The sequence below is a fragment of the Streptomyces sp. NRRL S-455 genome, assembly GCF_000717875.1.
In the GTDB taxonomy this organism is placed as follows: Bacteria; Actinomycetota; Actinomycetes; order Streptomycetales; family Streptomycetaceae; genus Streptomyces.
The window spans coordinates 179,047-205,051 of the sequence record NZ_JOCT01000003.1 but is presented as its reverse complement, the minus strand read 5'-3'; the positions used below and the strand labels follow the sequence as shown (position 1 = coordinate 205,051).

Annotated in this window: 23 protein-coding genes; 17 read left to right on the top strand and 6 right to left on the bottom strand. The window is 71.1% G+C overall.

What is annotated here, in order from left to right; all coding sequences use genetic code 11:
* Positions 1-75 precede the first annotated feature (75 nt).
* Entirely contained in the window at positions 76-261 is a 186-nt protein-coding gene (gene rpmB, locus IE97_RS0105010; RefSeq protein WP_003993230.1) for a 50S ribosomal protein L28, read from the bottom strand.
* A 262-nt stretch (positions 262-523) separates the two neighbouring features.
* Between rpmB and IE97_RS0105005 the strand changes: the two genes are divergently transcribed.
* From IE97_RS0105005 to mutM, 9 genes are all read left to right on the top strand, one after another.
* Positions 524-2,518 carry a DAK2 domain-containing protein gene (locus tag IE97_RS0105005; RefSeq protein ID WP_030231731.1) on the top strand — a complete coding sequence of 665 codons (1,995 nt, stop codon included), beginning with the start codon at positions 524-526 and terminating at the stop codon, positions 2,516-2,518.
* 283 nt (positions 2,519-2,801) lie between these two features.
* Positions 2,802-5,030, top strand: coding sequence for an ATP-dependent DNA helicase RecG (gene recG, locus IE97_RS0105000; protein WP_030231727.1), 2,229 nt, complete (start codon positions 2,802-2,804; stop codon positions 5,028-5,030).
* 106 nt (positions 5,031-5,136) lie between these two features.
* Complete coding sequence (gene rsmD, locus IE97_RS0104995; RefSeq protein ID WP_030231723.1) at positions 5,137-5,724, top strand: 16S rRNA (guanine(966)-N(2))-methyltransferase RsmD; 588 nt, start codon at positions 5,137-5,139, stop codon at positions 5,722-5,724.
* 26 nt (positions 5,725-5,750) lie between these two features.
* Positions 5,751-6,230: a pantetheine-phosphate adenylyltransferase gene (gene coaD / locus IE97_RS0104990; protein WP_030231719.1), complete on the top strand. Its 480-nt coding sequence runs from the start codon at positions 5,751-5,753 to the stop codon at positions 6,228-6,230.
* 121 nt (positions 6,231-6,351) lie between these two features.
* Complete coding sequence (locus IE97_RS0104985) at positions 6,352-7,470, top strand: ATP synthase F0 subunit B (protein ID WP_030231716.1); 1,119 nt, start codon at positions 6,352-6,354, stop codon at positions 7,468-7,470.
* Between the two features lie 128 nt (positions 7,471-7,598).
* Positions 7,599-8,243 (top strand): YceD family protein, encoded by a 645-nt coding sequence (locus IE97_RS0104980; protein ID WP_030231712.1) that lies wholly within the window; start codon positions 7,599-7,601, stop codon positions 8,241-8,243.
* Between the two features lie 2 nt (positions 8,244-8,245).
* Positions 8,246-8,419, top strand: coding sequence for a 50S ribosomal protein L32 (gene rpmF / locus IE97_RS0104975; RefSeq protein ID WP_003951102.1), 174 nt, complete (start codon positions 8,246-8,248; stop codon positions 8,417-8,419).
* A gap of 19 nt (positions 8,420-8,438) precedes the next feature.
* Positions 8,439-9,251 carry a ribonuclease III gene (rnc, locus tag IE97_RS0104970; RefSeq protein ID WP_030231709.1) on the top strand — a complete coding sequence of 271 codons (813 nt, stop codon included), beginning with the start codon at positions 8,439-8,441 and terminating at the stop codon, positions 9,249-9,251.
* Between the two features lie 125 nt (positions 9,252-9,376).
* The gene (mutM, locus tag IE97_RS0104965) at positions 9,377-10,237 is read left to right on the top strand and encodes a bifunctional DNA-formamidopyrimidine glycosylase/DNA-(apurinic or apyrimidinic site) lyase (RefSeq protein ID WP_030231706.1); all 861 of its coding nucleotides are present in this window, start codon (positions 9,377-9,379) and stop codon (positions 10,235-10,237) included.
* On the opposite strand, the gene IE97_RS0104960 is transcribed toward mutM, so the two are convergent.
* A complete protein-coding gene (locus IE97_RS0104960; protein ID WP_030231702.1) occupies positions 10,227-10,625 on the bottom strand; it encodes a winged helix-turn-helix transcriptional regulator in 399 nt (132 codons plus the stop codon). The genes mutM and IE97_RS0104960 overlap by 11 nt on opposite strands.
* 70 nt (positions 10,626-10,695) lie before the next feature.
* Positions 10,696-11,871, bottom strand: coding sequence for a CAP domain-containing protein (locus IE97_RS0104955; RefSeq protein WP_030231698.1), 1,176 nt, complete (start codon positions 11,869-11,871; stop codon positions 10,696-10,698).
* 161 nt (positions 11,872-12,032) lie between these two features.
* Between IE97_RS0104955 and IE97_RS0104950 the strand changes: the two genes are divergently transcribed.
* The 4 genes from IE97_RS0104950 to IE97_RS0104935 all read left to right on the top strand — a co-directional run bounded on the left by IE97_RS0104950 (position 12,033) and on the right by IE97_RS0104935 (position 18,329).
* Entirely contained in the window at positions 12,033-12,314 is a 282-nt protein-coding gene (locus IE97_RS0104950; RefSeq protein WP_030231694.1) for an acylphosphatase, read from the top strand.
* A gap of 375 nt (positions 12,315-12,689) precedes the next feature.
* Entirely contained in the window at positions 12,690-12,893 is a 204-nt protein-coding gene (locus IE97_RS0104945; protein ID WP_003993245.1) for a hypothetical protein, read from the top strand.
* Positions 12,894-13,101: 208 nt separating this feature from the next.
* Entirely contained in the window at positions 13,102-16,689 is a 3,588-nt protein-coding gene (gene smc / locus IE97_RS0104940) for a chromosome segregation protein SMC (RefSeq protein ID WP_030231691.1), read from the top strand.
* A 221-nt stretch (positions 16,690-16,910) separates the two neighbouring features.
* Complete coding sequence (locus tag IE97_RS0104935; protein WP_030231688.1) at positions 16,911-18,329, top strand: sugar porter family MFS transporter; 1,419 nt, start codon at positions 16,911-16,913, stop codon at positions 18,327-18,329.
* Between the two features lie 112 nt (positions 18,330-18,441).
* Here IE97_RS0104935 and IE97_RS0104930 read toward each other — a convergent pair whose 3' ends face one another.
* The gene (locus tag IE97_RS0104930; RefSeq protein WP_030231685.1) at positions 18,442-18,822 is read right to left on the bottom strand and encodes a hypothetical protein; all 381 of its coding nucleotides are present in this window, start codon (positions 18,820-18,822) and stop codon (positions 18,442-18,444) included.
* A 52-nt stretch (positions 18,823-18,874) separates the two neighbouring features.
* Positions 18,875-19,846, bottom strand: coding sequence for an LLM class flavin-dependent oxidoreductase (locus IE97_RS0104925; protein ID WP_030231682.1), 972 nt, complete (start codon positions 19,844-19,846; stop codon positions 18,875-18,877).
* 221 nt (positions 19,847-20,067) lie between these two features.
* Here IE97_RS0104925 and ftsY point away from each other — a divergent pair, with 221 nt between their 5' ends.
* Positions 20,068-21,267, top strand: a complete 1,200-nt coding sequence (ftsY, locus tag IE97_RS0104920) for a signal recognition particle-docking protein FtsY (RefSeq protein ID WP_030231679.1) — start codon at positions 20,068-20,070, stop codon at positions 21,265-21,267.
* A gap of 106 nt (positions 21,268-21,373) precedes the next feature.
* Here ftsY and IE97_RS0104915 read toward each other — a convergent pair whose 3' ends face one another.
* A complete protein-coding gene (locus tag IE97_RS0104915) occupies positions 21,374-22,039 on the bottom strand; it encodes a bifunctional DNA primase/polymerase (RefSeq protein ID WP_030231675.1) in 666 nt (221 codons plus the stop codon).
* 445 nt (positions 22,040-22,484) lie between these two features.
* On the opposite strand from IE97_RS0104915, the gene IE97_RS0104910 reads away from it, so the two are divergent.
* From IE97_RS0104910 to IE97_RS0104900, 3 genes are all read left to right on the top strand, one after another.
* Positions 22,485-23,984 carry a hypothetical protein gene (locus IE97_RS0104910; RefSeq protein WP_030231672.1) on the top strand — a complete coding sequence of 500 codons (1,500 nt, stop codon included), beginning with the start codon at positions 22,485-22,487 and terminating at the stop codon, positions 23,982-23,984.
* Positions 23,985-24,318: 334 nt separating this feature from the next.
* The gene (locus IE97_RS0104905; protein WP_030231667.1) at positions 24,319-25,662 is read left to right on the top strand and encodes an ammonium transporter; all 1,344 of its coding nucleotides are present in this window, start codon (positions 24,319-24,321) and stop codon (positions 25,660-25,662) included.
* On the top strand, positions 25,659-25,997 hold the full coding sequence (locus tag IE97_RS0104900) for a P-II family nitrogen regulator (protein WP_030231663.1): 339 nt from the start codon (positions 25,659-25,661) through the stop codon (positions 25,995-25,997). The genes IE97_RS0104905 and IE97_RS0104900 overlap by 4 nt, the downstream gene beginning before the upstream one ends.
* The last annotated feature ends 8 nt before the right edge of the window (positions 25,998-26,005 follow it).

The window sequence follows — 26,005 nt, the reverse complement described above, 5'->3', positions numbered from 1 at the left end:
GCACGGCAAAGAGCCGGCCCACCAGAGGTGGACCGGCTCCGCAGCGAACCAGCAGTGGCGCGCGCTAGCTGAGCGTCAGCGCGAGACCTTGCCGGCCTTGATGCACGAGGTGCAAGCGTTCACGCGCTTCGGCGTCCCGCCCACCACGGTACGCACACGCTGGATGTTCGGGTTCCAGCGACGGGACGTACGGCGGTGCGAGTGCGAGATGTTGTTGCCGAAGCCCGGCCCCTTGCCGCAGACGTCGCAGTTGGCAGCCACGGGTCACTCCAAAGACTTCAGATGCACTTACGGTTGATCCCGGCATGCCGGGATCAGGATCAGTTCGATGAATTCGATGATCTGAGTGGCGCTGCCAGGGGAATGGCCCGATCGGGATCGAGCAACCGGAGCATCATACAACGACTGCCCCAGTGCAACGAAACTACCATGGTCGGCCCGGGCCCCCTCACGGCCCGCTTCCGGTGGAGACCGTCCCGGGGGTCTACGCTGCCTGCCACGTCCAGCAGCTCAGGGAGGCGCAGTGGCGCAGGTGCCGCAGACGTTCTTCGATGCTCTCGCGGTGCGCACCTGGTGTGGTCTCGCTCTCGAGACTCTGGGGCGGGCGCGTGAGGAGATCGACGCGATCAACGTCTATCCCGTGGCGGACGGCGACACCGGGACGAACCTGTACCTGACCGTGGAGTCCGCCGTCGGGGCGGTCGAGGCGGTGTTCGCGGGGCACGCGGCCGGCTCCGGCCCTGAGGGACCGACGGTCGCCGACGCCGCCCGGGCGATGGCGCACGGGGCGCTCATCGGGGCCCGTGGGAACTCCGGGACGATCCTCGCCCAGCTGCTGCGCGGCATGGCACAGGTGCTGGCCGGTGAGGAGACCGCGCAGGCCGACGGCCAGGTGCTGCGGCTCGCCCTGCGGCACGCGGCCGACTCCGCACGCCAGGCCGTGGCCCACCCCGTCGAGGGCACCGTCCTCACCGTCGCCTCGGCCGCCGCCGACGCCGCCGGTGACGCCGTCTGCGGTGCGGCGGGGGACTGCGGGACGGTGGCCAGGGCGGCCTACGAGGGCGCGCGGGCGGCCCTCGCCGGGACCCCGGGGCAGCTGCCCGTCCTGGCACGCGCCGGGGTGGTCGACGCCGGGGGGCGGGGGCTGGTGGCCGTGCTCGGGGCGCTGGTGGAGACGTTCACCGGGGAGAGGCCGCGGGGGGTCGCCGTGGCGGCGAGCGGGCTCGGGGCGAGTGGGACCAGGGCGAGCACGGGGGCGGCAGCCGCGGCGAGCTCGGCGGGGGTGCCGGGGCCCGGGGCTTCGTCGGAGGGGTCGGCGGGGGCACCCGGGCGCGTCGCCCCCGAGGCCGCGGTCGCAGTGCACGCACGCGAGGTTCCGGGGCCCGTGGGCGGGGCGGCCCCGGAGACACACACCGGGTCGCTCGAGGCCCACACACGCACGGTGCCCGGCCAAGCGGACGGGTCGGCGGCGGACGCGCTCGCCGGGCCGGGCGACGACGCGCACGCACGCGTGGAGCCCGCCCAGGGCTTCGCCCCGGCCGCCGAGCGCCCGGGTGGTGAGTGTGCCGACAGCTCCGCGGCGCCCGGCCACGGCGGCCCCGCTTTCGAGGTGATCTATCTGCTGGACGCCGAGGACGCGGCCGTGGCCCGGCTGCGGAAGCGGCTCGACGCCCTCGGCGACTCGCTCGTCGTGGTCGGCGGCGACGGGCTGTGGAACGTCCATGTCCATGTCGACGACGCGGGCGCCGCCGTCGAGGCCGGTATCGAGGCCGGGCGGCCCCACCGGATCCGCATCACGCACTTCGGCGCCGGCGACGTGCACACCACCGGGGCCGAGCGGCCTCCCCGTGAGCGCGCCCAGCGTGCCGTGGTGGCCGTCGTGCCCGGGGAAGGCCTGGCCGGGCTCTACGGCGAGGCGGGCGCGACCACCGTGCTCGCACGCCCCGGAGAGCCACCCGCGAGCGGGGAGCTCGTGCAGGCCGTACGGCGGGCCCACGCGCGGGAGGTCGTGCTGCTGCCCAACGACGCCGAGCTGCGCCACACCGCGGCCGCGGCGGCCGAACAGGCCCGAACCGAGGGCATCCGTGTCGCCCTCATCCCGACGCGCTCGGCGGTGCAGGGCATCGCGGCACTGGCGGTGCACGAGCCGGATCGCCGGTTCGACGAGGACGTCGTGTCGATGACCTCGGCGGCCGGTGCCACCCGCTACGCCGAGGTCACCGTCGCCGAACGCCAGTCCTGGACGATGGCCGGCATCTGCCAGGCCGGCGACGTCCTGGGCCTGATCGACGGCGACGTGGCCGTGATCGGCTCGGACGTCACCGCCACCGCCGAGACCGTCCTGGACCGCATGCTCGCGGCCGGGGGCGAGATGGTCACCCTGGTGCTCGGCGACGAAGCGCCCGACACCGTCGCCGAGCACCTGGAGAACCGGGTCCGCGAGGGGTATCTCGCCGTCGACACGGTCGTGTACCGGGGCGGACGGCAGGGGGCGCTGCTGCTCATCGGCGTGGAGTAGGGCAGGCCGCTCAGTCCGGTTGCTCCTCTATGAGCCGGAGCCCTCCGACACGGCTTTCGAGGCGGCTGGAATGCCTGTGAGGTCTGGGAGCCCGTCATCACGGCGCCGGTGGGGGACTCGCGACGGCGCGGGGGCGGGCGCTCCCGGTGGGCGGTGGTCGCGAAGAAGGGCCGGGGAGCGCGCCGCCCCGGAGCCCGAAACAGCCGCCTGACCAGGGGTTTCCAGGATCTTTACGGCGATGCGGGCCGCGGCCTCTACGGCATTGTCAGTGGCGTGGTGTGCAATGGATCTCGTGCCCGCACTGGAAGAACCGCTGCAACAACCACTGAAGTCGGTGCTCGGCCCCGCCACCGCGAAGGTGATGGCCGAGCATCTCGGCCTGCGCACCGTCGGCGACCTCCTCCACCACTACCCGCGCAGATACGAGGAGCGCGGCCAGCTCACCCACCTCGCCGACCTCCCCATGGACGAGCACGTCACGGTGGTCGCCCAGGTCGCCGACGCCCGGCTGCACACCTTCGCCTCCGCCAAGGCCCCGCGCGGCAAGGGCCAGCGTCTGGAGGTCACGATCACGGACGGCAGCGGCCGGCTCCAACTGGTCTTCTTCGGCCACGGCGTTCACAAGCCCCACAAGGAGCTCCTGCCGGGCACTCGCGCGATGTTCGCGGGCAAGGTATCCGTCTTCAATCGCCGCCTCCAACTCGCGCACCCGGCCTACGAGTTGCTGCGAGGTGACCCCGACGAATCCGTCGAGACATGGGCGGGGGCGTTGATCCCGATCTATCCGGCCACCGCCAAGCTGGAGTCCTGGAAGATCGGCAAGGCGCTCCAGACGGTCCTGCCCAGGGCCCAGGAGGCCGTCGACCCGCTGCCGGAGTCCCTGCGCCGCGGCCGCGGCCTGGTCCCCCTGCCCGAGGCCCTCCTGAAGATCCACCGCCCGCACACCAAGGCGGACATCGAGGACGCCCGCGCCCGCCTCAAATGGGACGAGGCCTTCGTCCTCCAGGTCGCCCTCGCCCGCCGCCGCCGCGCGGACGCACAACTCCCCGCCGTCGCCCGCAAGCCCGCACCGGACGGCCTCCTCGCCGCCTTCGACGCCCGCCTCCCCTTCACCCTCACCGACGGCCAGCAGCGGGTGTCCCGGGAGATCTTCGACGACCTGGCGACCGAGCACCCGATGCACCGGCTGTTGCAGGGAGAGGTCGGTAGCGGAAAGACGATGGTGGCGCTGCGCGCCATGCTCGCCGTGGTCGACGCGGGCGGTCAGGCGGCCATGCTCGCGCCCACCGAGGTGCTCGCCCAGCAGCACCACCGGTCGGTCGTCGAGATGATGGGCGAGCTGGCCGAGGGCGGCATGCTGGGCGGGGCAGAACAGGCCACCAAGGTGGTGCTGCTCACCGGCTCCATGGGCGCGGCGGCCCGCCGTCAGGCCCTGCTCGACCTCACCACCGGCGAGGCCGGCATCGTCATCGGCACCCACGCGCTGATCGAGGACAAGGTGCAGTTCCACGACCTGGGCCTGGTCGTGGTCGACGAACAGCACCGCTTCGGCGTCGAGCAGCGCGACGCCCTGCGCGGCAAGGGCAAACAACCCCCGCACCTCCTGGTCATGACGGCCACGCCCATCCCGCGCACGGTCGCCATGACCGTCTTCGGCGACCTGGAGACCTCCGTCCTGGACCAGCTCCCGGCGGGCCGGTCACCGATCGCCAGCCATGTCGTCCCGGCCGCCGACAAGCCCCACTTCCTGGCTCGCGCCTGGGAGCGGGTGCGCGAGGAGGTGGCGAACGGCCATCAGGCGTACGTGGTCTGCCCCCGCATCGGGGACGAGGAGGACGACCCGAAGAAGGCCGGCAAGAAGAAGTCCCCGGAGTCCCCCGAGGACGCCGCGGAGAAGCGCCCGCCGCTCGCGGTCCTCGACGTGGCCGACCAGCTCTCCAAGGGGCCGCTGAGCGGCCTCGGGGTCGAAGTCCTGCACGGCAGAATGCACCCCGACGACAAGGACGCGGTCATGCGCCGCTTCGCCGCCGGCGAGACCGACGTCCTGGTCGCCACGACGGTCATCGAGGTCGGCGTCAACGTCCCCAACGCCACCGCCATGGTGATCATGGACGCCGACCGTTTCGGCGTCTCCCAGCTCCACCAGCTGCGCGGCCGCGTCGGCCGAGGCTCGGCCCCCGGCCTCTGCCTCCTGGTCACCGAGATGCCCGAGGCGAGCGCGGCCCGCCAGCGCCTCAGCGCCGTGGCCTCCACCCTCGACGGCTTCGAGCTCTCCCGCATCGACCTGGAACAGCGCCGCGAGGGCGACGTCCTGGGCCAGGCGCAGTCCGGAGCCCGGACCTCCCTGAAGGTCCTCGCCGTCATCGAGGACGAGGAGATCATCGCGGAGGCCAGGGAGGAGGCGACGGCGGTAGTGGCCGCCGACCCGGAGCTGACCCGCCTTCCCGCTCTGCGGACTGCACTGGACGCCCTATTGGACGAGGAAAGGGAGCAGTACCTGGAAAAGGGCTGAGTGATGCCCGCTCAGGGGCGCGGGTCGTCATCCATGTGCGGCTACCGCCGCGCGGGCGCGACCAGCCACACTGATACAGGAAGCCGCCCACAACCAAGGACCACAGATGACCCGCGTGATCGCCGGCACGGCCGGCGGACGCCGCCTGGCCGTCCCGCCAGGCACAGGAACCCGCCCCACATCGGACCGTGCCCGCGAAGGCCTCTTCTCCACCTGGCAGTCCCTTCTCGGCGGCCCGCTGGACGGCGAACGCGTCCTCGACCTCTACGCGGGCTCAGGAGCCGTGGGCCTGGAGGCCCTCTCCCGAGGCGCAGGCCACACCCTCCTCGTGGAGGCCGACGCCAAAGCCCTCCGTACGGTCCGCGACAACGTGAAGAGCCTCGGACTCCCCGGCGCCGAGGTCAGATCCGGCAAAGCGGAACAGATCATCCGCACACCACCCCCCGGCGACCCGTACGACCTCGTCTTCCTCGACCCGCCGTACGCCGTCACGGACGACGATCTTCGCGAGATCCTGCTCACACTCCGCTCGGAGGGCTGGCTCGCCGCAGAAGCCCTCGTCACCGTGGAGCGCAGCACCAGAGGCGGTGAATTCCGATGGCCCGAGGGTTTCGAAGCCCTCCGGGCCCGTCGCTACGGCGAGGGAACGTTTTGGTACGGTCGCGCCGCCTCTACGTGCGAAGACGCACGATGACCGGACCGGAGAGCGAGGGATCACAAGTGCGCCGCGCCGTCTGTCCCGGGTCGTTCGACCCGATCACCAACGGACACCTCGACATCATCTCCCGCGCCTCCAGGCTGTACGACGAGGTCTACGTCGCGGTGATGATCAACCAGGCCAAGAAGGGCCTGTTCGAGATCGAGGAGCGGATCGACCTGATCCGCCGGGTCACCGCCGAGTACGGCAACGTCCGCGTGGAGGCCTTCCACGGCCTCCTCGTCGACTTCTGCAAGCAGCGCGACATCCCCGCCATCGTCAAGGGCCTGCGCGCCGTCAGCGACTTCGACTACGAGCTTCAGATGGCCCAGATGAACAACGGCCTCTCGGGCGTGGAGACTCTCTTCATCCCCACCAACCCCACCTACAGCTTCCTGTCGTCCTCCCTGGTCAAGGAGGTCGCGACCTGGGGCGGCGACGTGTCCCACCTGGTGCCGGCGGAGGTCCTGGAGGCCCTCACCGAGCGCCTGCGGGGGGATTGAACCAGCCCCGGCCGTCCCACCGAAGCCTGACAATCCGTCACCCGGTGTCCCGCGGTGACGCCGTGGCCGTACAGTCGTCCCGTCCGTCTCCAACGCATCTGTAGAGAGTGGCGAGCACACGGTGGACGTGCAGAAGAAGCTCGACGAGATCGTCGCCGCGGTCTCCGGCGCCAGGTCCATGCCCATGTCGGCCTCGTGCGTGGTCAACCGCGCCGAACTGCTCGCCATGCTGGAGGAGGTGCGCGCGGCGCTGCCCGACTCCCTGGCCCAGGCCCAGGAGTTGATCGGCGACCGCGAGCAGATGGTCGAGCAGGCCCGCCAGGAGGCCGAGCGCATCATCGGCCAGGCGCACGCCGAACGTGGCTCGCTGATCTCCGACACCGAGGTCGCCCGCCGCTCCCGGGCCGAGGCCGACCGGATCCTCGCCGAGGCCCGCCAGGAGGCCGAGGAGATCCGTGCCGAGGCCGACGAGTACGTCGACTCCAAGCTCGCCAACTTCGAGGTCGTCCTCACCAAGACCCTCGGCTCCGTCGGCCGCGGCCGCGAGAAGCTCCTCGGCACCGGCCCCGGCACCGACGAGCAGGGCTACGAGGACGAGGACGCCCCCGAGCGCAGCCACGACCCGGAGACCCAGCGCCGCACCGCCGACGCGTACGTCGACGCCAAGCTGGGCTCCTTCGAGGCCGTCCTCGCCAAGACCTTGGAGGCCGTCGGCCGCGGTCGGCAGAAGCTGCACGGCCGGATCGCCACCGACGACCTCGGCGCCCTGGCCGACGACACCAGCACCGTCCAGCACTCCAGCGACGCCGACTACCTCGCCGACCTCGCCGCCCTCGCGGAACAGCGGCCCCCGGCCGAGCAGAGCGCCCAGCAGCAGGACTACGCACCGCCGCAGCCGGAGTACGCCCCCACCGCCGGCTACCCCACGGCGGGAGAGAGCCCCGTCCAGCAGCAGCCCGACCCCTACGGCGGCTTCCCGCAGCAGGCCTACGCCGCACAGCAGGACCCGTACGGCTACCAGCAGACCGATCCCTATGCCTACCAGGGCTACGAACCCCAGCAGGCCGCGTACGACCCCAGCCAGGCCCAGCAGGAGCACCAGGCCCACCAGGCCCACCAGGGCCACCAGAACCACCAGGGCCATCAGGGATACGCCCTCGACGAGACCAGTCTCTTCGACACCAGCATGATCAGCGCCGAGCAGCTCCGCGCCTACGAGCAGGGCCGGGGCAACGGCTGAGGACCGGATTGGGCCGACAGCGAATGGTCCAGTATCCTGGCTCTTCGGTCGCGCGTAGACCCGCGATCAAAGCTGCCCGGAACACCGACGGCAGCGACCCCCTTGAGCTCGCGAGATCGAAAGCAGGAATGGCCCTGAACGCCCGCCTCGACCACCGCAACCCCCTCGTGTTCGACACACACGAGCTGGGTCGGCGGCCCGGTGCGCTGCAGCGCCTGACCCGCACGGTGGACGCTCCCAAGGACTTCGGTATCAAGGGAGTCATCGGAGTGCCGGAAGGCGCCCCGGTGGAGCTCGAACTCCGCCTGGAGTCGGTCATGGAAGGGGTGCTCGTCACGGGCACCGCCCGTGCCGGCGCCGAGGGGGAGTGCGTAAGGTGTCTGGAGCCGCTTCAGCTCGACGTCGAAGCGGACTTCCAGGAGATGTTCTCGTACCCTGACGCCGACGACCGGGGCCGCGTGATCGCGGAACCGGGCGACGACGCCGAGGACGACGAGGACAGGCTCTTCCTCGAGGACGGCCTGTTCGACCTCGAGCCCGTGCTGCGTGATGCGGTGGTGCTCGCACTGCCGATGCAGCCGGTGTGCCAGGAAGACTGCCCTGGTCTGTGCGCCGAGTGCGGCGCGCGACTGGCGGACGACCCGGACCACCACCACGACGCCGTCGACATCCGTTGGGCGGCATTGCAGGGACTCGCCGACACCATGAAGGACGGCGAGAAGGACGAGATGAGCGGCGCCGAACCTGGCGTCGACGAGAAGCAGGAGAAGTAGCCGTGGCTGTTCCGAAGCGGAAGATGTCGCGCAGCAACACGCGCCACCGCCGGTCGCAGTGGAAGGCTGCGGTCCCCACCCTGGTTGCGTGCGAGCGCTGCCACGAGCCCAAGCAGCAGCACATCGCGTGCCCGTCGTGCGGCACCTACAACAAGCGCCAGGTCCTCGAGGTCTGAGCGGCTGGTGAGAGGCACTGTGTCCACGCCGAAGAAAAACTCTGCGGACAACCAGGCCTCGTCCCACACGCTTCTGGAAGGGCGGCTCGGCTACAAGGTCGAGTCCGCCCTTCTGGTGCGAGCACTGACCCACCGTTCGTACGCGTACGAGAACGGCGGTCTGCCGACGAACGAGCGACTGGAGTTCCTCGGGGACTCCGTGCTCGGCCTCGTCGTCACGGACACGCTGTACCGAACCCACCCCGACCTGCCCGAGGGCCAGCTGGCCAAGCTCCGGGCCGCGGTGGTGAACTCGCGTGCGCTCGCGGAGGTGGGCCGTGGGCTCGACCTGGGCTCCTTCATCCGGCTCGGCCGCGGTGAAGAGGGCACGGGCGGCCGGGACAAGGCGTCCATCCTCGCCGACACCCTCGAAGCGGTGATCGGCGCGGTCTACCTCGACCAGGGCCTGGACTCCGCGGCGGAGCTGGTGCACCGCCTGTTCGACCCCCTGATCGAGAAGTCCTCCAACCTCGGAGCCGGCCTGGACTGGAAGACCAGCCTCCAGGAGCTCACCGCGACCGAGGGGCTCGGCGTGCCCGAGTACCTGGTCACGGAGACCGGCCCCGACCACGAGAAGACCTTCACTGCTGCCGCCCGCGTCGGAGGCGTCTCGTACGGCACCGGCACCGGCCGCAGCAAGAAGGAGGCCGAACAGCAGGCCGCCGAGTCCGCCTGGCGGTCCATCCGGGCCGCGGCGGACGAGCGCGCCAAGGCGGCGAAGGCCGCCGAGGCGACGCAGACGGCAGCGGCTCAAGCCGCCCACTCGGCCGTCGACAGCAGCGTCGACGGCTGACAGCCGCCGCCCGGCACCCAGCCGGCCGGCGCGCAGCACAGCGCACCCGAGCGCCCGCCCCTGCCCGGGGCGGGCGCTCGGCCATCCACAGGCCGGTCATCCACAGGTTCGTGACGGGGGACCCCATGCCCGAGTTGCCCGAGGTCGAGGTCGTACGGCGCGGTCTTGAGCGGTGGGTCGCCCACCGGACCGTCGCCGAGGCGGAGGTGCTGCACCCGCGCGCGGTGCGACGCCACGTCGCGGGGGCCGACGACTTCGCACACCGCCTGAAAGGCCACCGCATCGGCGTACCGAGTCGCCGCGGCAAGTACCTGTGGCTGCCGCTCGAGGACACGGACCAGTCGATCCTGGCCCACCTCGGCATGAGCGGCCAGCTCCTGGTCCAGCCGCACACCGCTCCGGACGAGAAGCACCTGCGCGTCCGCGTCCGCTTCACCGACGCCCTGGACACCGAACTCCGCTTCGTCGACCAGCGCACCTTCGGCGGCCTGTCGCTGCACGACAACACCCCCGACGGCCTGCCCGACGTCATCGCGCACATCGCCCGCGACCCGCTCGACGAGTTCTTCGACGACGAGGCCTTCCACCGGGCGCTGCGCCGCAAGCGGTCCACGATCAAGCGGGCCCTGCTCGACCAGTCCCTGATCAGCGGCGTCGGCAACATCTACGCGGACGAGGCCCTGTGGCGCGCCCGCGTCCACTACGAGCGTCCGACCGCGACCTTCACCCGCCCGCGCACCCTGTCGCTCCTGGGCCATGTACGGGACGTGATGAACTCCGCCCTCGCGGTGGGCGGCACCAGCTTCGACAGCCTGTACGTGAACGTCAACGGCGAGTCGGGCTACTTCGACCGGTCCCTCGACGCGTACGGCCGTGAGGGCCTGCCGTGCCGCCGCTGCGGCACGACGATACGCCGGCGGCCCTGGATGAACCGGTCCAGCTACTACTGCCCGGCGTGCCAGCGCCCGCCACGGATCACGCCTTAGCGGAGTCGTACCGCTCGCGCGCGGCCAGCACCTCGTCCATGCTGCCCTCCACGAAGTGGATCAGGGCGTGCAGCCGCTCCGCCACACCGTGTCCCAGCGGCGTCAGCTCGTAGTCCACGCGGGGCGGGTTCGTCGGCTGGGCCTCACGGTGCACCAGGCCGTCGCGCTCCAGCGCGTGCAGCGTCTGGGACAGCATCTTCTCGCTCACCCCGTCGACGCGGCGGCGCAGCTCGTTGAAGCGCAGGGAGCCCTCGTACAGCGCGCACAGGATGAGCCCGCCCCAGCGGCCCGTGACGTGCTCGAGCGTGCCACGCGAAGGGCAGGCCTTGGCGAACACGTCGTACGGGAGGTCGTCCAGCCCCTCGGCGAGCTCCTGGGTGGTGGTCATGGCCCCAGCCTACGCCAGCACAGCGCTAACCAACAGGTTGCGCTAACTGCTGGTTAGCGCACGGCGAGGTCTAGTAGCCGAAGTTCTGGGTCCACCACGGACCGCCCGACCCGAGCTTCACACCGACACCCAGCGTCTTGAAGTCGCAGTTCAGGATGTTGGCGCGGTGGCCGGGGCTGTTCATCCACGCGTCCATCACGGCGGCGGCGTCGGCCTGGCCCCGGGCTATGTTCTCCCCGCCGAGGTTGGATATGCCGGCGCTCTTGGCCCGGTCCCAGGGCGTGCGGCCGTCCGGGTCGGTGTGGTCGAAGAAGCCCCGCGCGGCCATGTCCTCGCTGTAGTTCTGGGCCAGCTCGGTCAGGGCGCTGTTCGCGGCGACCGGGCTGCAGCCCACCTTGGCCCGCTCCTCGTTCACCAGGCTGAGCACCTGGGCCGCGGCGGCGGCCTCCTCGGAGAGGGCGGCGGGGGCGCTGGGCTTCTCCGGTGCCTTGGTGGCCGTCCGGGAGGGCGTCTTCTCCGGCTTCTCGCTGGGTGTGGCCGCCGGCTTCTTCTTCTCCGGCGCCTTCTCCGGCGCCTGCTCCTGCGTCTTGGCCGGCTTCTCCGGCGTCTTCGTCGGTGCGGCCGACGTCTTCGAGGCGGACGGCGAGGGCGACAGGGAGCGCTCGGCGTCCCGGCTCGTGGGCGTGGAGCCCCGGCCGTCCAGGTCGCCCGAGGTGCCGCCCAGCTCGCTCGGGGAGTTCGTCGGGGTGTCCGCCGCCTGAACCTTGTCGGCGCCGTTGTCGCCGCCGAGCTTGTAGTTGTCGAGACCGGGCACCGCGCCGGTGGCCACCGCGACCGTGCCGAGGGCGACCGCGGCGGACACGCCGAGGAGTCCGTTGCGCATCGGCCTGGCGGTCTTCTTGCGGCGGCGGTGCGAGCCGTGGCGCCGACCGCCGGCGTCGGGCTCGAAGCCGTCGCCGGCGAAGGCGGCCGTGTCGCCGGTCCGGGGGCGGGGAACCGCGGCGTACTGGTCGTCACCCGCCCCTGAGCCCTCCAGGCCCTCCTCGAACAGATAGGCCTCGCTCTTCGCGTAGGTGCCGGCGTACGCCTCAGGGTTCAGGTAGGGCGCGATGCCCATCGTCGGCTCGTCGTCGCCCGCGGCGGAGTGCCGCGGGTCGTGGCCTTCCGCGTAGCCGTCGGCCTGCGCGATCCCCCCGGCGCGGCCCGTGGCGGCGCGGCCGGCGGCGGAGCGTCGGTGGCGTCCCATGTCCTGGCCTTCCTCGTCCTGGCGGTCGACTCGTCCCCGAGATCAACACCAAACCCACTCGATCGTGTGAGTTTCATATGAGATTCGTTGGGTGGGGACGGTACCGCATGGCGCAAGGGGAGGAAGTGCCCGGAGGGAGTCCGGGCGGTTAGGTTGCAGTCATGAGCGAGGATGTGCGACTGGTCGCCTGGGTGCGGGGACGGGTCCAAGGTGTGGGTTTCCGCTGGTTCACCCGGGCCAAGGCCCTGGAGATCGGTGGCCTGAGTGGTTTTGCTCTCAATTTGGGCGACGGGCGGGTCCAGGTGGTCGCGGAGGGCGCGCGGGAGGGCTGTGAAGGACTCCTGGACTGGCTCCAGAGCGACGACACGCCCGGCCGCGTGGAAGGTGTCACCGAGATCTGGGACACACCGCGTGGCGGCTACGAGGGCTTCGCCATCCGCTGACCGGGCACCGCCGGGCGACCCTCGTGGCCGCTCGCGGACCGCCCCTACGGCCGGCCCGGACGGAAACTCGCTGGTGATTGCCGGAATCGCTTGCCTTGGCGGGCCGCACACGCAAGGATGATCGCCATGCCCTGAAGGCCCCGCAGAGGCCGCAGCGCCGCCGTTCTTGGCCGCTTGCGCCCGGGTTGCCCCCAATACGGGGCGTGATCGTGTTGACCGTCAAACTTTTTGGTGAGACGCTGAAAGCCCCGCGCACCTTAGCTGTTTGGCATGGCTGAACGGCAGCACAACTCCAGGCCCTGCCAAGCTGCGGGTGCGAATCCCTCACGACCCACACCGCATCGGTCGGTCACTCATTGTGGAGGACCATCCATCATGGCAAAGGCGCTTCTCGGTTACGTCGGCGGCTCCGACCCTCGACTCCTCGCCGAGATGCGACGGCTCCAGCAGCGCGTCCAGGACCTGGAATCCGAGCTCGTACGGATCCAGGCGGAGAACGAGGCGCTGACGGCTGCCGCTTCTCACGACAGGATCATGGAGAGCGTTGACGCACACCAGGCGGAGCCTGCGCTCACCTGATCACTGCACCGCTCCACATCGGCAAGCAGTGGTTGGGCCGCCCGTCACAACCGCTCAGTTGTCAGAAGTGCAAGGGACGCCGTCGGCGTCCCTTCTTTCTTCCCCCGCATCCTTTCACCGTCTTTAACGTTTGGTCTGCCCTGCGCGTTCAGCGGCGAAACCGTGGGTTCATGGAGTGAGACGAACCCGGGCGGTAGAGTCCAGCGGCGTGCACCTCAAGGCCCTGACCCTCCGCGGGTTCAAGTCGTTCGCCTCGGCGACCACACTCCGGTTCGAACCCGGGATCACGTGCGTCGTCGGACCGAACGGCTCGGGCAAGTCCAACGTCGTCGACGCCCTCAGCTGGGTCATGGGCGAGCAGGGTGCCAAGTCGCTGCGCGGCGGCAAGATGGAGGACGTCATCTTCGCCGGCACCACGGGCCGCCCGCCCCTGGGCCGTGCCGAGGTGTCCCTGACCATCGACAACTCCGACGGGGCCCTGCCCATCGAGTACGCCGAGGTCACCATCACGCGGATCATGTTCCGCAACGGCGGCAGCGAGTACCAGATCAACGGCGACACGTGCCGCCTCCTCGACATCCAGGATCTCCTCTCCGACTCCGGCATCGGCCGTGAGATGCACGTCATCGTCGGGCAGGGCCAGCTCGACTCCGTGCTGCACGCCGACCCCATGGGCCGCCGCGCCTTCATCGAGGAGGCCGCGGGCGTCCTCAAGCACCGCAAGCGCAAGGAGAAGGCGCTGCGCAAGCTGGACGCGATGCAGGCCAACCTCGCGCGCGTGCAGGACCTGACGGACGAACTGCGTCGCCAGCTGAAGCCGCTGGGCCGCCAGGCGGCGGTGGCACGACGGGCCGCCGTCATCCAGGCCGACCTGCGCGACGCCCGCCTCCGCCTCCTCGCCGACGACCTCGTACGGCTCCGGGAAGCCCTCAAGGCAGAGGTCGCCGACGAAGCCGCGCTGAAGGAGCGCAAGGAGGCCGCCGAGCAGGAGCTGCGCAAGGCGCTCCAGCGCGAGGCCCTCCTGGAGGACCAGGTACGGCAGCTCACGCCACGCCTCCAGCGCGCACAGCAGACCTGGTACGAGCTCTCCCAGCTCGCCGAGCGGGTACGCGGCACGATCTCGCTGGCCGACGCCCGGGTGAAGAGCGCCACCTCCGCGCCCCCCGAGGAGCGGCGCGGTCGCGACCCCGAGGACATGGAGCGCGAGGCCGCCCGCATCCGCGAACAGGAGGCCGAGCTGGAGGCCGCCCTGGAGGCGGCCGAACGGGCCCTGGAGGACACGGTCGCCCACCGCGCCGAGCTGGAGCGCGCACTGGCTCAGGAGGAACGGCGTCTCAAAGACGCAGCCCGGGCCATCGCCGACCGCCGCGAGGGGCTGGCCCGGCTCAGCGGCCAGGTCAACGCCGCCCGCTCCCGGGCCGCCTCCGCCCAGGCCGAGATCGAGCGCCTGGCCGCCGCCCGCGACGAGGCCCAGGAACGTGCGGCCGCCGCCCAGGAGGAGTACGAGGCCCTCAAGGCCGAGGTCGACGGTCTCGACGCCGGCGATGCCGAACTCGCCGAACAGCACGAGGCGGCGAAACAGCGGCTGGCCGAGGCCGAGTCGGCCCTCACCGCAGCCCGCGAGGCGGTTACGGCGGCGGAACGCAAACGCGCCGCGACCCAGGCCCGCCACGAGGCGCTGGCGCTCGGGCTCCGCCGCAAGGACGGCACCGGAATACTGCTCGCGGCGAAGGACCGTCTCTCCGGCCTGCTGGGACCGGCGGCGGAACTCCTGACGGTGACCCCCGGCCATGAGGTCGCCTTGGCCGCGGCGTTCGGTGTCGCCGCTGACGCCCTGGCCGTCACGGCCCCGTCGGCAGCTGCCGACGCCATCCGCCTGCTGCGCAAGCAAGACGGAGGTCGGGCGACCCTGCTCGTCTCGGGTCCGCCGGAGGACACGTCCCCAAGGGGCGCGGGGAACTGCGCGACCAGCCCCCAGGGACCCGCAGACGCACCTCACACCTTCGCCGCAGACCTGGTCCGCGGCCCCGCCGACCTCATGCCCGCCGTACGACGGCTCCTCCACGACATCGTCGTGGTCAGCACCCTCGAAGACGCCGAAGACCTCGTCCAGGCCCACCCCCACCTCACCGCCGTCACCGCCGAAGGCGACCTCCTCGGCACCCACTTCGCCCACGGCGGCTCCGCCGGCGCCCCCAGCCTCCTGGAGGTCCAGGCCTCCGTCGACGAAGCCGCCGCCGAGCTGGAAGAGCTCGCCGTCCGTTGCGAGGAGCTGACCGAGGCCCAGCACGCGGCCGGAGAGCACCGCCGGGAGTGCGCCGCACTGGTCGAGGAGCTGGGGGAGCGGCGCAGGGCCGCCGACCGGGAGAAGTCGTCCGTCGCCCAGCATCTCGGCCGGCTCGCCGGGCAGGCCAGGGGCGCGGCAGGGGAGGCCGAGCGGTCCACGGCCGCGGCGGCCCGTGCCCAGGAGGCCCTCGACAAGGCACTCCAGGAGGTCGAGGAACTCGCCGAGCGGCTCGCCGTGGCCGAGGAGATGCCGATCGAGGAGGAGCCCGACACCTCCGTACGGGACCGGCTCGCCGCCGACGGTGCCAACGCCCGGCAGACCGAGATGGAGGCCCGGCTCCAGGCCCGCACGCACGAGGAACGGGTCAAGGGCCTGGCCGGCCGGGCCGACTCCCTGGACCGGGCCGCCCGCGCGGAACGCGAGGCACGGGCGCGCGCCGAGCAGCGGCGGGCCCGGCTGCGGCACGAGGCCGCCGTCGCCGAGGCCGTCGGCTCGGGCGCCCGGCAGCTGCTCGCGCACGTCGAGGTCTCCCTGGCCCGCGCCGACGAGGAGCGCACCGCCGCCGAGGCCGCCAAGGCCCGCCGTGAGCAGGAACTCGCCCGCGCCCGCGCCGAGGGGCGCGATCTCAAGGCCGAGCTCGACAAGTTGACGGATTCGGTCCACCGTGGCGAGGTACTCGGCGCCGAGAAGCGGCTGCGGATCGAGCAGCTGGAGACCAAGGCGCTGGAGGAGCTGGGTGTCGAACCGGCCGGGCTGGTGGCGGAGTACGGCCCGCACCAGCTCGTGCCTCCCTCGCCCCCCGCCGAGGGCGAGGAGCTGCCGGAGGACCCGGAGCATCCGCGCAACCGGCCGAAGACCTTCGTCCGGGCCGAGCAGGAGAAGCGCCTCAAGGCCGCCGAGCGCGCCTACCAGCAGCTCGGCAAGGTGAACCCGCTCGCCCTCGAGGAGTTCGCGGCGCTGGAGGAACGCCACCAGTTCCTCAGCGAGCAGCTCGAGGACCTCAAGAAGACGCGGGCGGACCTCCTGCAGGTGGTGAAGGAGGTCGACGAGCGCGTCGAGCAGGTGTTCACCGAGGCCTACCGGGACACGGCCCGGGAGTTCGAGGGTGTGTTCTCACGCCTGTTCCCGGGTGGTGAGGGACGGCTGATCCTGACCGACCCCGACAACATGCTCACCACGGGCGTGGACGTCGAGGCCCGGCCGCCGGGCAAGAAGGTCAAGCGGCTGTCGCTGCTCTCCGGCGGGGAGCGGTCGCTGACGGCCGTAGCGATGCTCGTGTCGATCTTCAAGGCACGGCCCAGCCCGTTCTACGTCATGGACGAGGTCGAGGCCGCCCTCGACGACACCAACCTCCAGCGGCTCATCCGGATCATGCAGGAGCTCCAGGAAGCCTCCCAGCTGATCGTGATCACGCACCAGAAGCGCACGATGGAGGTCGCCGACGCGCTCTACGGCGTCTCCATGCAGGGCGACGGTGTGTCGAAGGTCATCTCCCAGCGCCTCCGCTAGTGAGTGTGGGCTACACCGGCCTCACCAGCACCTCCGGGTGACTTCATTTCTTGAACACATCGCTGACACACTCCTGCCTCAGATTCACAGCAGCCGCCCTATTGACTTCGAAACTTGAAGGCATAGTCTCGGCAACGTTCCTTTTACCTTCAGGTACCTTCAGGTGGACCTCGAAGGGCTGATCCCCCCCGGCAGCGTTGCCGGTGGCCCGAGGAGTACACGTGACCAGCACAGCGCAGGCACCCAAGTCAGGAGCCAGGACGGCTCAACCCGATCATCTCGGGCACGTCATCTTCATCGCGGCGGCGGCCGCGATGGGCGGTTTCCTCTTCGGCTACGACAGTTCCGTGATCAACGGCGCCGTCGAGGCCATCCGTGACCGCTACGACGTCGGCTCCGCGGCCCTCGCCCAGGTCATCGCCATCGCCCTCATCGGCTGCGCCATCGGCGCCGCGACCGCCGGCCGCATAGCCGACCGCATCGGCCGCATCCGGTGCATGCAGATCGCCGCGGTCCTCTTCATCATCAGCGCCGTCGGCTCCGCGCTGCCCTTCGCGCTGTGGGACCTCGCCTTCTGGCGCGTCGTCGGTGGCTTCGCCATCGGCATGGCCTCCGTGATCGGCCCGGCCTACATCGCCGAGGTCGCCCCGCCCGCCTACCGCGGCCGCCTCGGCTCCTTCCAGCAGGCTGCCATCGTCATCGGCATCGCCGTGTCGCAGCTCGTCAACTGGGGTGTGCTGAACGCCGCCGACGGCGACCAGCGCGGCAAGCTGATGGGCCTGGAGGCCTGGCAGATCATGCTCGGCGTCATGGTCGTCCCCGCCGTCCTCTACGGGCTGCTCTCCTTCGCCATCCCCGAGTCCCCGCGCTTCCTCATCTCCGTCGGCAAGCACGAGCGCGCCCGGGAGGTCCTCACCGAGGTCGAGGGCAAGGACATCGACCTGGACGCCCGTGTCGCCGAGATCGAGGGCGCCATGAAGAGCGAGCACAAGTCCAGCTTCAAGGACCTGCTCGGCGGCAGCTTCTTCTTCAAGCCGATCGTCTGGGTCGGCATAGGCCTGTCGGTCTTCCAGCAGTTCGTCGGCATCAACGTCGCGTTCTACTACTCCTCGACGCTGTGGCAGTCGGTCGGCGTCGACCCGACGGACTCGTTCTTCTACTCCTTCACCACGTCGATCATCAACATCGTCGGCACCGTCATCGCGATGATCTTCGTCGACCGCATCGGGCGCAGGCCGCTCGCGATCATCGGCTCCGTCGGCATGGTGGTCGGCCTGGCGCTGGAGGCCTGGGCGTTCTCGCACCCCCTCGTCGACGGCACGCTGCCTGCCACCCAGGGCTGGATCGCCCTGATCGCCGCGCACGTCTTCGTCCTCTTCTTCGCCCTGTCCTGGGGCGTGGTCGTCTGGGTCATGCTCGGCGAGATGTTCCCCAACCGGATCCGCGCCGCCGCGCTGGGCGTGGCCGCCGCCGCGCAGTGGATCGCCAACTGGGCCATCACCGCGAGCTTCCCGTCGCTGGCCGACTGGAACCTCTCCGTGACCTACGTGATCTACACGGTGTTCGCCGCGCTCTCCATCCCCTTCGTCCTGAAGTTCGTCAAGGAGACGAAGGGCAAGGCCCTGGAGGAGATGGGCTGAGCCCGTCCCACGCACTCGGGGGGAAGGGCCAAAGTCCCCGCTGCCCCTCTCCCCGTAACCCGCCGCCGCCCCGGTTCGGCCACTGCCCGAGCCGGGGCGGCGGTGCGTCGTGTCACCAGACGATGACACCGCCGCCGATCACACGGGCGTGCAGGGCGGCCACCTCCAGGTTCCGCAGCCGCCGCACCAGCCCCCGCCGGTGCTCGTCGAACTCGCGCTCTCCCCGGGTGCCCTCGGCGATCGCGTCGAGGTGCTCGCGCAGCAGCGCCACCTCACCCAGGAAATCGGCGACGTCCTCGGCCTCGACCTCGACCAGGTCACCGTCGGCCAGCACGGGAAGGAACCGGGCGCCCAGCGCGCGCACCGGCTCCGAACCCCACACCGTCACGCGCCAGGACTCGAACCCGGCCGAGTCGTCACGCCCCTCGGGGACGTCGAGGATCCGCCACTGCCCGTCCGGCTCCCGCAGGAACACGTCGACCGCCAAGCTCATGGAGCCAGTGGAGCACCACGGGCCACGACGGACCACCGGATATCCGCGAGCGTCAGCTCCCCAGCCCCGGCAGCACCCGTTCGCAGAACAGCCGCAGACTCCGCCACCCCTCCTCCACCGGCATCCCGCCCGCCAGCGGATGCAGGACGTAGGAGTCCAGCCCCAGCCCCACGCACCGCTCCGGCGTGAGGATCCGGTACACGCCCTCGGCCCGCAGCTCCTCCACCGTCGTCGCGGCCGACCTCACCGCCGACCGCACCCCGCCGGACTGCCAGGAGGCGTACGTCCGCGCCTCGTGCAGGAAGTGGCGCCCGTACAGAGCCCAGGCCCGGTCCGGATCCTCGGCCACATGCAGCAGCGGCGTCTCGGCGGGGGGCATCATGACCCAGCCGTCCGTGCCGTACTCGGCGAGCCGCTCCTTGTAGTAGGCCTCCAGCTCCGGCAGGTGCGCGCTGGGGAAGAAGGGCAGCCCGAGCAGGGCGGCCCTGCGGGCGGCTGCCTTCGAGGAGCCGCCGACCAGGAGCAGCGGACGCGGCTCGGTGAAGGGGCGCGGGGTGATCCGGACCGTGCGGCCCCGGTAGGAGAAGGGCTCGCCCGTCCACGCCTGAAGCAGCGTCCGGAGCAGCTCGTCCTGGAGCCGCCCGCGCCGGTCGAAGTCCACGCCGAACAGGTCGTACTCCTCGCGCCGGTACCCGATCCCCGCGACCGTCACCAGCCGGCCGCCGCTCAGCAGGTCCAGGACGGCGATCTCCTCGGCGAGCCGGAGCGGATCGTGCAGCGGGCCGATGATCGCCGACACGGTGACCGCCACACGCCGGGTCGCGCCGAAGACGGCCCCGGCGAAGGCGAACGGCGACGGCAGCCAGTTGTCTCCGGCCCCGTGGTGCTCCTCCGTCTGCACGGTGCTGACGCCCCGGTCGTCGGCGTACGCGGCCATCTCCAGGGCCGCCCGGTAGCGGGCGCCGAGCTCGGCGGGACCGGCCCCGGGAGCGACGAGGTTGAAGCGTACGACCGTGACGGGCATCGGGGAGTCTCCCTTCACCGGCGGCGGCTGTGCGGGGACCATAGCTGACGGGTCGTCAGGTGACCAGAGCGGTGCTCACACGGACGCGTGGTGACTTCGCCCCGAGGGCCTTCCGGTCGACGCGCGGTCGGACCGCGGGCCGGCCCGGCCCGGTGGGGCGTTCGCGGCCCCGCGTGGACAACAAACGGCCAGGCGCGCGGTCACGCCATACTGGGCTTGTTATGGAAATTGTCATCCTTGCCGTAGTCATCGCCGTGGTCGTGCTCGGCGCGCTCAGCGGGCTCATCATCGGCAGCCGGCGCAAGAAGCAGCTGCCCCCGCCCCCGCCCGCGGCGCCCGACATCACCGCCCCACCGGCCGAGCCGCACGTCGGCGACGAGGCCGAAACGCCGCGGGAGGAACCGCGGCGCACGATAGAGGAGGTGGATCTCCCGGGCGGCTCGGCTCCCGTCACCGTCGAGGAGCCGCCCGCCGAAGCGCCCGAGATCGAGATCCCGGAGCCCACCGCGGGCCGCCTGGTCCGGCTGCGGGCCCGTCTCTCCCGCTCGCAGAACGCCCTCGGTCAGGGACTGCTCACCCTGCTGTCCCGTGAGCACCTCGACGAGGACACCTGGGAGGAGATCGAGGACACGCTGCTCACCGCCGACGTCGGCGTGCAGCCCACCCAGGAACTCGTCGAGCGGCTGCGCGAGCGCGTGAAGGTGCTCGGCACCCGCACCCCCGAGGAACTGCGCACCCTGCTGCGCGAGGAACTCGTCACCCTGGTCGGCCGCGACATGGACCGCACGGTCAAGACCGAGCCGGAGGAGCGCAAGCCCGGCATCGTGATGGTCGTCGGCGTCAACGGCACCGGCAAGACCACCACCACCGGCAAGCTCGCCCGCGTCCTGGTGGCCGACGGCCAGAGTGTCGTCCTCGGCGCCGCCGACACCTTCCGGGCCGCCGCCGCCGACCAGCTCCAGACCTGGGGCGAGCGCGTCGGCGCCCACACCGTGCGCGGACCGGAGGGCGGCGACCCGGCCTCCGTCGCCTTCGACGCGGTGAAGGAGGGCAAGGAGATGGGCGCGAACGTCGTGCTCATCGACACCGCCGGACGCCTGCACACCAAGACCGGCCTCATGGACGAGCTCGGCAAGGTCAAGCGCGTCGTGGAGAAGCACGCCCCGGTCGACGAGGTGCTGCTCGTGCTCGACGCCACGACCGGCCAGAACGGTCTGGTCCAGGCCCGGGTCTTCGCCGAGGTCGTCGACATCACCGGCATCGTCCTCACCAAGCTGGACGGTACGGCGAAGGGCGGCATCGTGGTCGCGGTCCAGCGCGAGCTGGGCGTACCGGTCAAGCTGGTCGGACTCGGCGAGGGCGCGGACGACCTGGCGCCGTTCGAGCCGGAGGCGTTCGTTGACGCCCTTATCGGGGAGTGAGCTCCGGACTCCGCAGAGTGGACCACCTCCGCAGATTCGTACGCGGTCTCACGCAGCCACGAAGGCCCGCCCCGGGATGCACCCGGAGCGGGCCTTCGCTTGCCCCCTAGGCCCGTGACCGGTGCGCCACATACGCCAGCGTGCCCAGCACCAGACGGGCCTCCGGTGGCCTGGACGCCGAGTCCAGGGCGGGGGAGCGCAGCCAGCGCACCGGGCCCCGGCCGCCGCGGTCGGAGGGCGGGGCCGTGATGTACGTGCCGAGGCCGAGGCCCCGCAGGTCGAGGGCGGCCGGGTCGTCCCAGCCCATGCGGTAGAGCAGGCCGGGCAGGTCGGCGGCGGCGCCGGGGGCGACGAAGAAGTGGGCGCGGCCGTCCGGGGTCGCCGCGACCGGGCCGACGGGCAGGCCCATGCGCTCCAGCCGGGCCAGCGCGCGGCGTCCGGCGGGCTCGGCCACGTCGATGACGTCGAACGCCCGGCCCACCGGCAGCATCACCGAGGCGCCCGGGTACTCGCCCCAGGCCTCGGTCACCTCGTCGAGCGTCGCCCCGGCGTGGACCACCGGCGCGAAGTCCAACGGGTGCGCGCCCGGCGCAGTGCAGTCACGGCGGCCGCAGGAGCAGGCGCCCGCCGAGGCCCGGGCGCCCGGCACCACGTCCCATCCCCACAGGCCGGTGTACTCGGCCACGGCTGTGCCGTCCGACGTGCGGCCACGGCGGCGCGAGCCGGTCCGGATGTCGCGCATGCCCCGGCTGATGCCGATCGTGAAGCCCATGCCCCCTCCAACGGGTCCGACGCACCGGCGGTTACGCAGCGGACGCGATGCGTGACTCTCTGTTCTCGCCTTCCCGGCGGCGGTCGGTTCACTCGGCGCCCGGAAGTCCCCAGGGTGGTGCGCTCGGCGACGCGCGCCCCGGTTCGCATCGCTGCACCTGCTCCTGGGTGTCCTGTGTCAAGTGAATCGCGTGGAGGTGTACATGAGTTCATTCGAAGGGGTGGCGAATGGTGGCGTTTCCGTGTGAGTCGTGGCTGGACGGGTGATCGTAGGATTACTTTGTGTGCACGAGTCCTGGGGGCACATGCACTCGTGGGTATGCCGGAGGCAAGTCGGTATTCCGTTCGAAGGGCTACAAGGGCCGGACGGACGGCCCTGCGAACCGGCATGCTGATAGGGCTTGGCGCACTCGGCGGCAAGTGGTCTCAGGGATGGGGGCGTTCCAGTGAGCGGCAACGGCGGAAGCGGGACGAACGCTGTGAGCGCGACGCACGCTGACAAGCGCCCGAACGAGCTGCTCACCTCCTGGTTCGTACGCAGCGGCTGGTCCAAGGGCGAGCTCGCCCGCCAGGTCAACCGCCGGGCGCGCCAGCTCGGCGCCAACCACATCTCCACGGACACCTCGCGCGTGCGCCGCTGGCTCGACGGTGAGAACCCCCGCGAGCCGATCCCGAAAATCCTGTCCGAGCTGTTCTCGGAGCGCTTCGGCGTCGTCGTCTCCGTCGAGGACCTGGGGCTGCGCACCGCGCGCCAGTCGCCCTCCGCGACCGGCGTCGACCTGCCGTGGACGGGCCCGCAGACGGTGGCCCACCTCAGCGAGTTCTCGCGCAGCGACCTGATGCTGGCGCGGCGCGGCTTCCTCGGGAGCTCGCTGGCCCTGTCCGCGGGCCCGGCCCTCATCGAACCCATGCAGCGCTGGCTCGTGCCCTCGCCCCCGGCCCCGCGGCCGGAACCCGGGCCCGCGGCCGGTTCCTCCGGGCGTGCCCGTGGCCGGCTCTCCAAGCCGGAGCTGGATCTGCTGGAGTCCACGACGGTGATGTTCCGGCAGTGGGACGCCCAGTGCGGCGGCGGCCTGCGCCGCAAGGCGGTCGTCGGTCAGCTGCACGAGGTGACGGACCTGCTCCAGGAACCCCAGCCGGAGGCCACCACCCGGCGGCTGTTCAAGGTAGCCGCCGAACTCGCCGAACTGGCCGGCTGGATGTCGTACGACATCGGGCTCCAGCCGACGGCCCAGAAGTACTTCGTCCTCGCGCTGCACGCCGCCAAGGAGGCCGGTGACCGGCCCCTCGGTTCCTACGTGCTGTCCAGCATGAGCCGCCAGATGATCCATCTCGGGCGGCCCGACGACGCCCTGGAGCTGATCCACCTCGCGCAGTACGGCAGCCGGGACTGCGCCGGCCCGCGCACCCAGTCGATGCTGTATGCGATGGAGGCCCGCGCCTACGCGAACATGGGCCAGCCCGGCAAGTGCAAGCGGGCGGTCCGGATGGCGGAGGACACCTTCGCCGAGGCCGACGAGTGGGACGAGCCGGACCCCGACTGGATCCGCTTCTTCTCCGAGGCCGAGCTGCACGGCGAGAACTCCCACTCGTACCGCGACCTGGCCTATGTCGCCGGCCGCAGCCCCACGTACGCCTCGTTGGCCGAACCGCTGATGAACCGGGCCGTGAAGCTCTTCGCCGAGGACGCCGAGCACCAGCGGTCCTACGCGCTGAACCTCATCGGCATGGCCACGGTCCACCTGCTCCAGCGCGAGCCCGAGCAGAGCACCGTCTTCGCCACCCAGGCCATGCAGGTGGCCAAGAAGGTCCGCTCCGAGCGGGTCAACACCCGTATCCGAAAGACGGTCGACACGGCCGCACGCGACTTCGGCGACCTGGGCGAGGTCATCGACCTCACCGAGCGGCTCGCCGCGGAACTGCCCGAGACCGCCGAGGCGGTCTGAGGAGGCGTACGCCCCAGACACCGGCCGCGGCCGGCCCTCCCGAACAGCCCGACTCGGCTCCCCCAGCCAGGTCATCGGAAGGCCGACCGCGGCCGGCCCGTGCGTCCTCGAGGCAGTGGGGGGCGAAGGTTGCGCCACGATAACGATCGGCGCACCCGCTATCCGGCAGTTCATCGACGCGTAACACAGAACGCGCCTTCGTCACGGCGGCGAAACAACGAGGGGCTTCCACCGAAACGGCGCTGCGCCAATCTCGTGGCGCATAACCGGCCCACCCCTCAATCCGCTCGAGGCTTCGCCCGCACGGGGCCGTACCAACGACGAGGAGACGCCGATGGCACCAGCCATCACCCTTGCCGCAGAGGCGCCCAAGCTGTCTGCCGCAAACACAGGGTTCATGCTCATCTGTTCCGCCCTGGTGATGCTCATGACCCCGGGTCTTGCCTTCTTCTACGGAGGCATGGTCCGCGTCAAGAGCACCCTGAACATGCTGATGATGAGCTTCATCAGCCTCGGGATCGTCACCATCCTGTGGGTGCTGTACGGCTTCTCCATGGCGTTCGGCACCGACTCCGGCCACCTCATCGGCTGGAACTCGGACTGGGTCGGCCTCACCGGGGTCGACAAGGGCGAGCTCTGGGGCACGTACAACATCCCGCTCCTGGCCTTCATGGTCTTCCAGCTGATGTTCGCCATCATCACGCCCGCCCTGATCAGCGGTGCCCTCGCGGACCGTGTGAAGTTCTCCGCCTGGGCGCTGTTCATCGCGCTGTGGGCCACGATCGTCTACTTCCCCGTCGCCCACTGGGTCTGGGGTGAGGGCGGCTGGGCCTTCGACATGGGCGTGATCGACTTCGCCGGCGGTACGGCGGTCCACATCAACGCGGGTGCCGCCGCGCTCGGTGTCATCCTGGTGATCGGCAAGCGCGTCGGCTTCAAGAAGGACCCGATGCGTCCGCACAGCCTCCCGCTGGTCATGCTCGGTGCCGGTCTGCTGTGGTTCGGCTGGTTCGGCTTCAACGCCGGTTCGTGGCTCGGCAACGACGACGGCGTCGGCACCCTGATGTTCGTCAACACGCAGATCGCCACCGCCGCCGCCATGCTGGCCTGGCTCGCCTACGAGAAGATCCGCCACGGCGCGTGCACCACACTGGGTGCCGCCTCCGGCGCGGTCGCCGGTCTGGTCGCCATCACCCCGGCCGGTGGCTCGGTCACCCCGATGGGCGCGATCGCCGTCGGCGCCATCGCCGGTGTCCTGTGCGCCATGGCCGTCGGCCTGAAGTACAAGTTCGGCTACGACGACTCGCTCGACGTCGTCGGTGTCCACCTCGTCGGCGGTATCGTCGGCTCCGTCCTGATCGGCTTCTTCGCCAGCGGTAAGGGCCAGTCCGAGGCCACGGGCGTCTTCTACGGCGACCACAAGTTCGACCAGCTGTGGAAGCAGCTCGCCGGTGTCGGCGGTGTGCTCGCCTACTCGCTGATCGTCTCCGCGATCCTCGCCTTCGTCCTCCACAAGACCATCGGTATGCGAGTCTCCGAGGACGAGGAAGTCACCGGCATCGACCAGGCCGAGCACGCCGAGACCGCATACGACTTCAGTGGCGCCGGTGGCGGCGCCGCCAAGACGGCCGTCACGGCCCCGGTCGCCGCAGCCGCGAGCAAGAAGGTGGACGCATGAAGCTCATCACCGCCGTCGTGAAGCCGCACCGGCTCGACGAGATCAAGGAGGCCCTGCAGGCCTTCGGAGTACACGGACTGACGGTCACCGAGGCCAGCGGCTACGGCCGTCAGCGGGGCCACACCGAGGTCTACCGCGGCGCCGAGTACACCGTCGACCTGGTCCCCAAGATCCGCATCGAGGTCCTGGTCGAGGACGACGACGCCGAACAGCTCATCGACGTCGTGGTCAAGGCCGCCCGCACCGGCAAGATCGGTGACGGCAAGGTCTGGTCCATCCCGGTCGAGACGGCCGTCCGGGTCCGGACCGGCGAGCGCGGTCCCGACGCGCTCTGACACAGAGG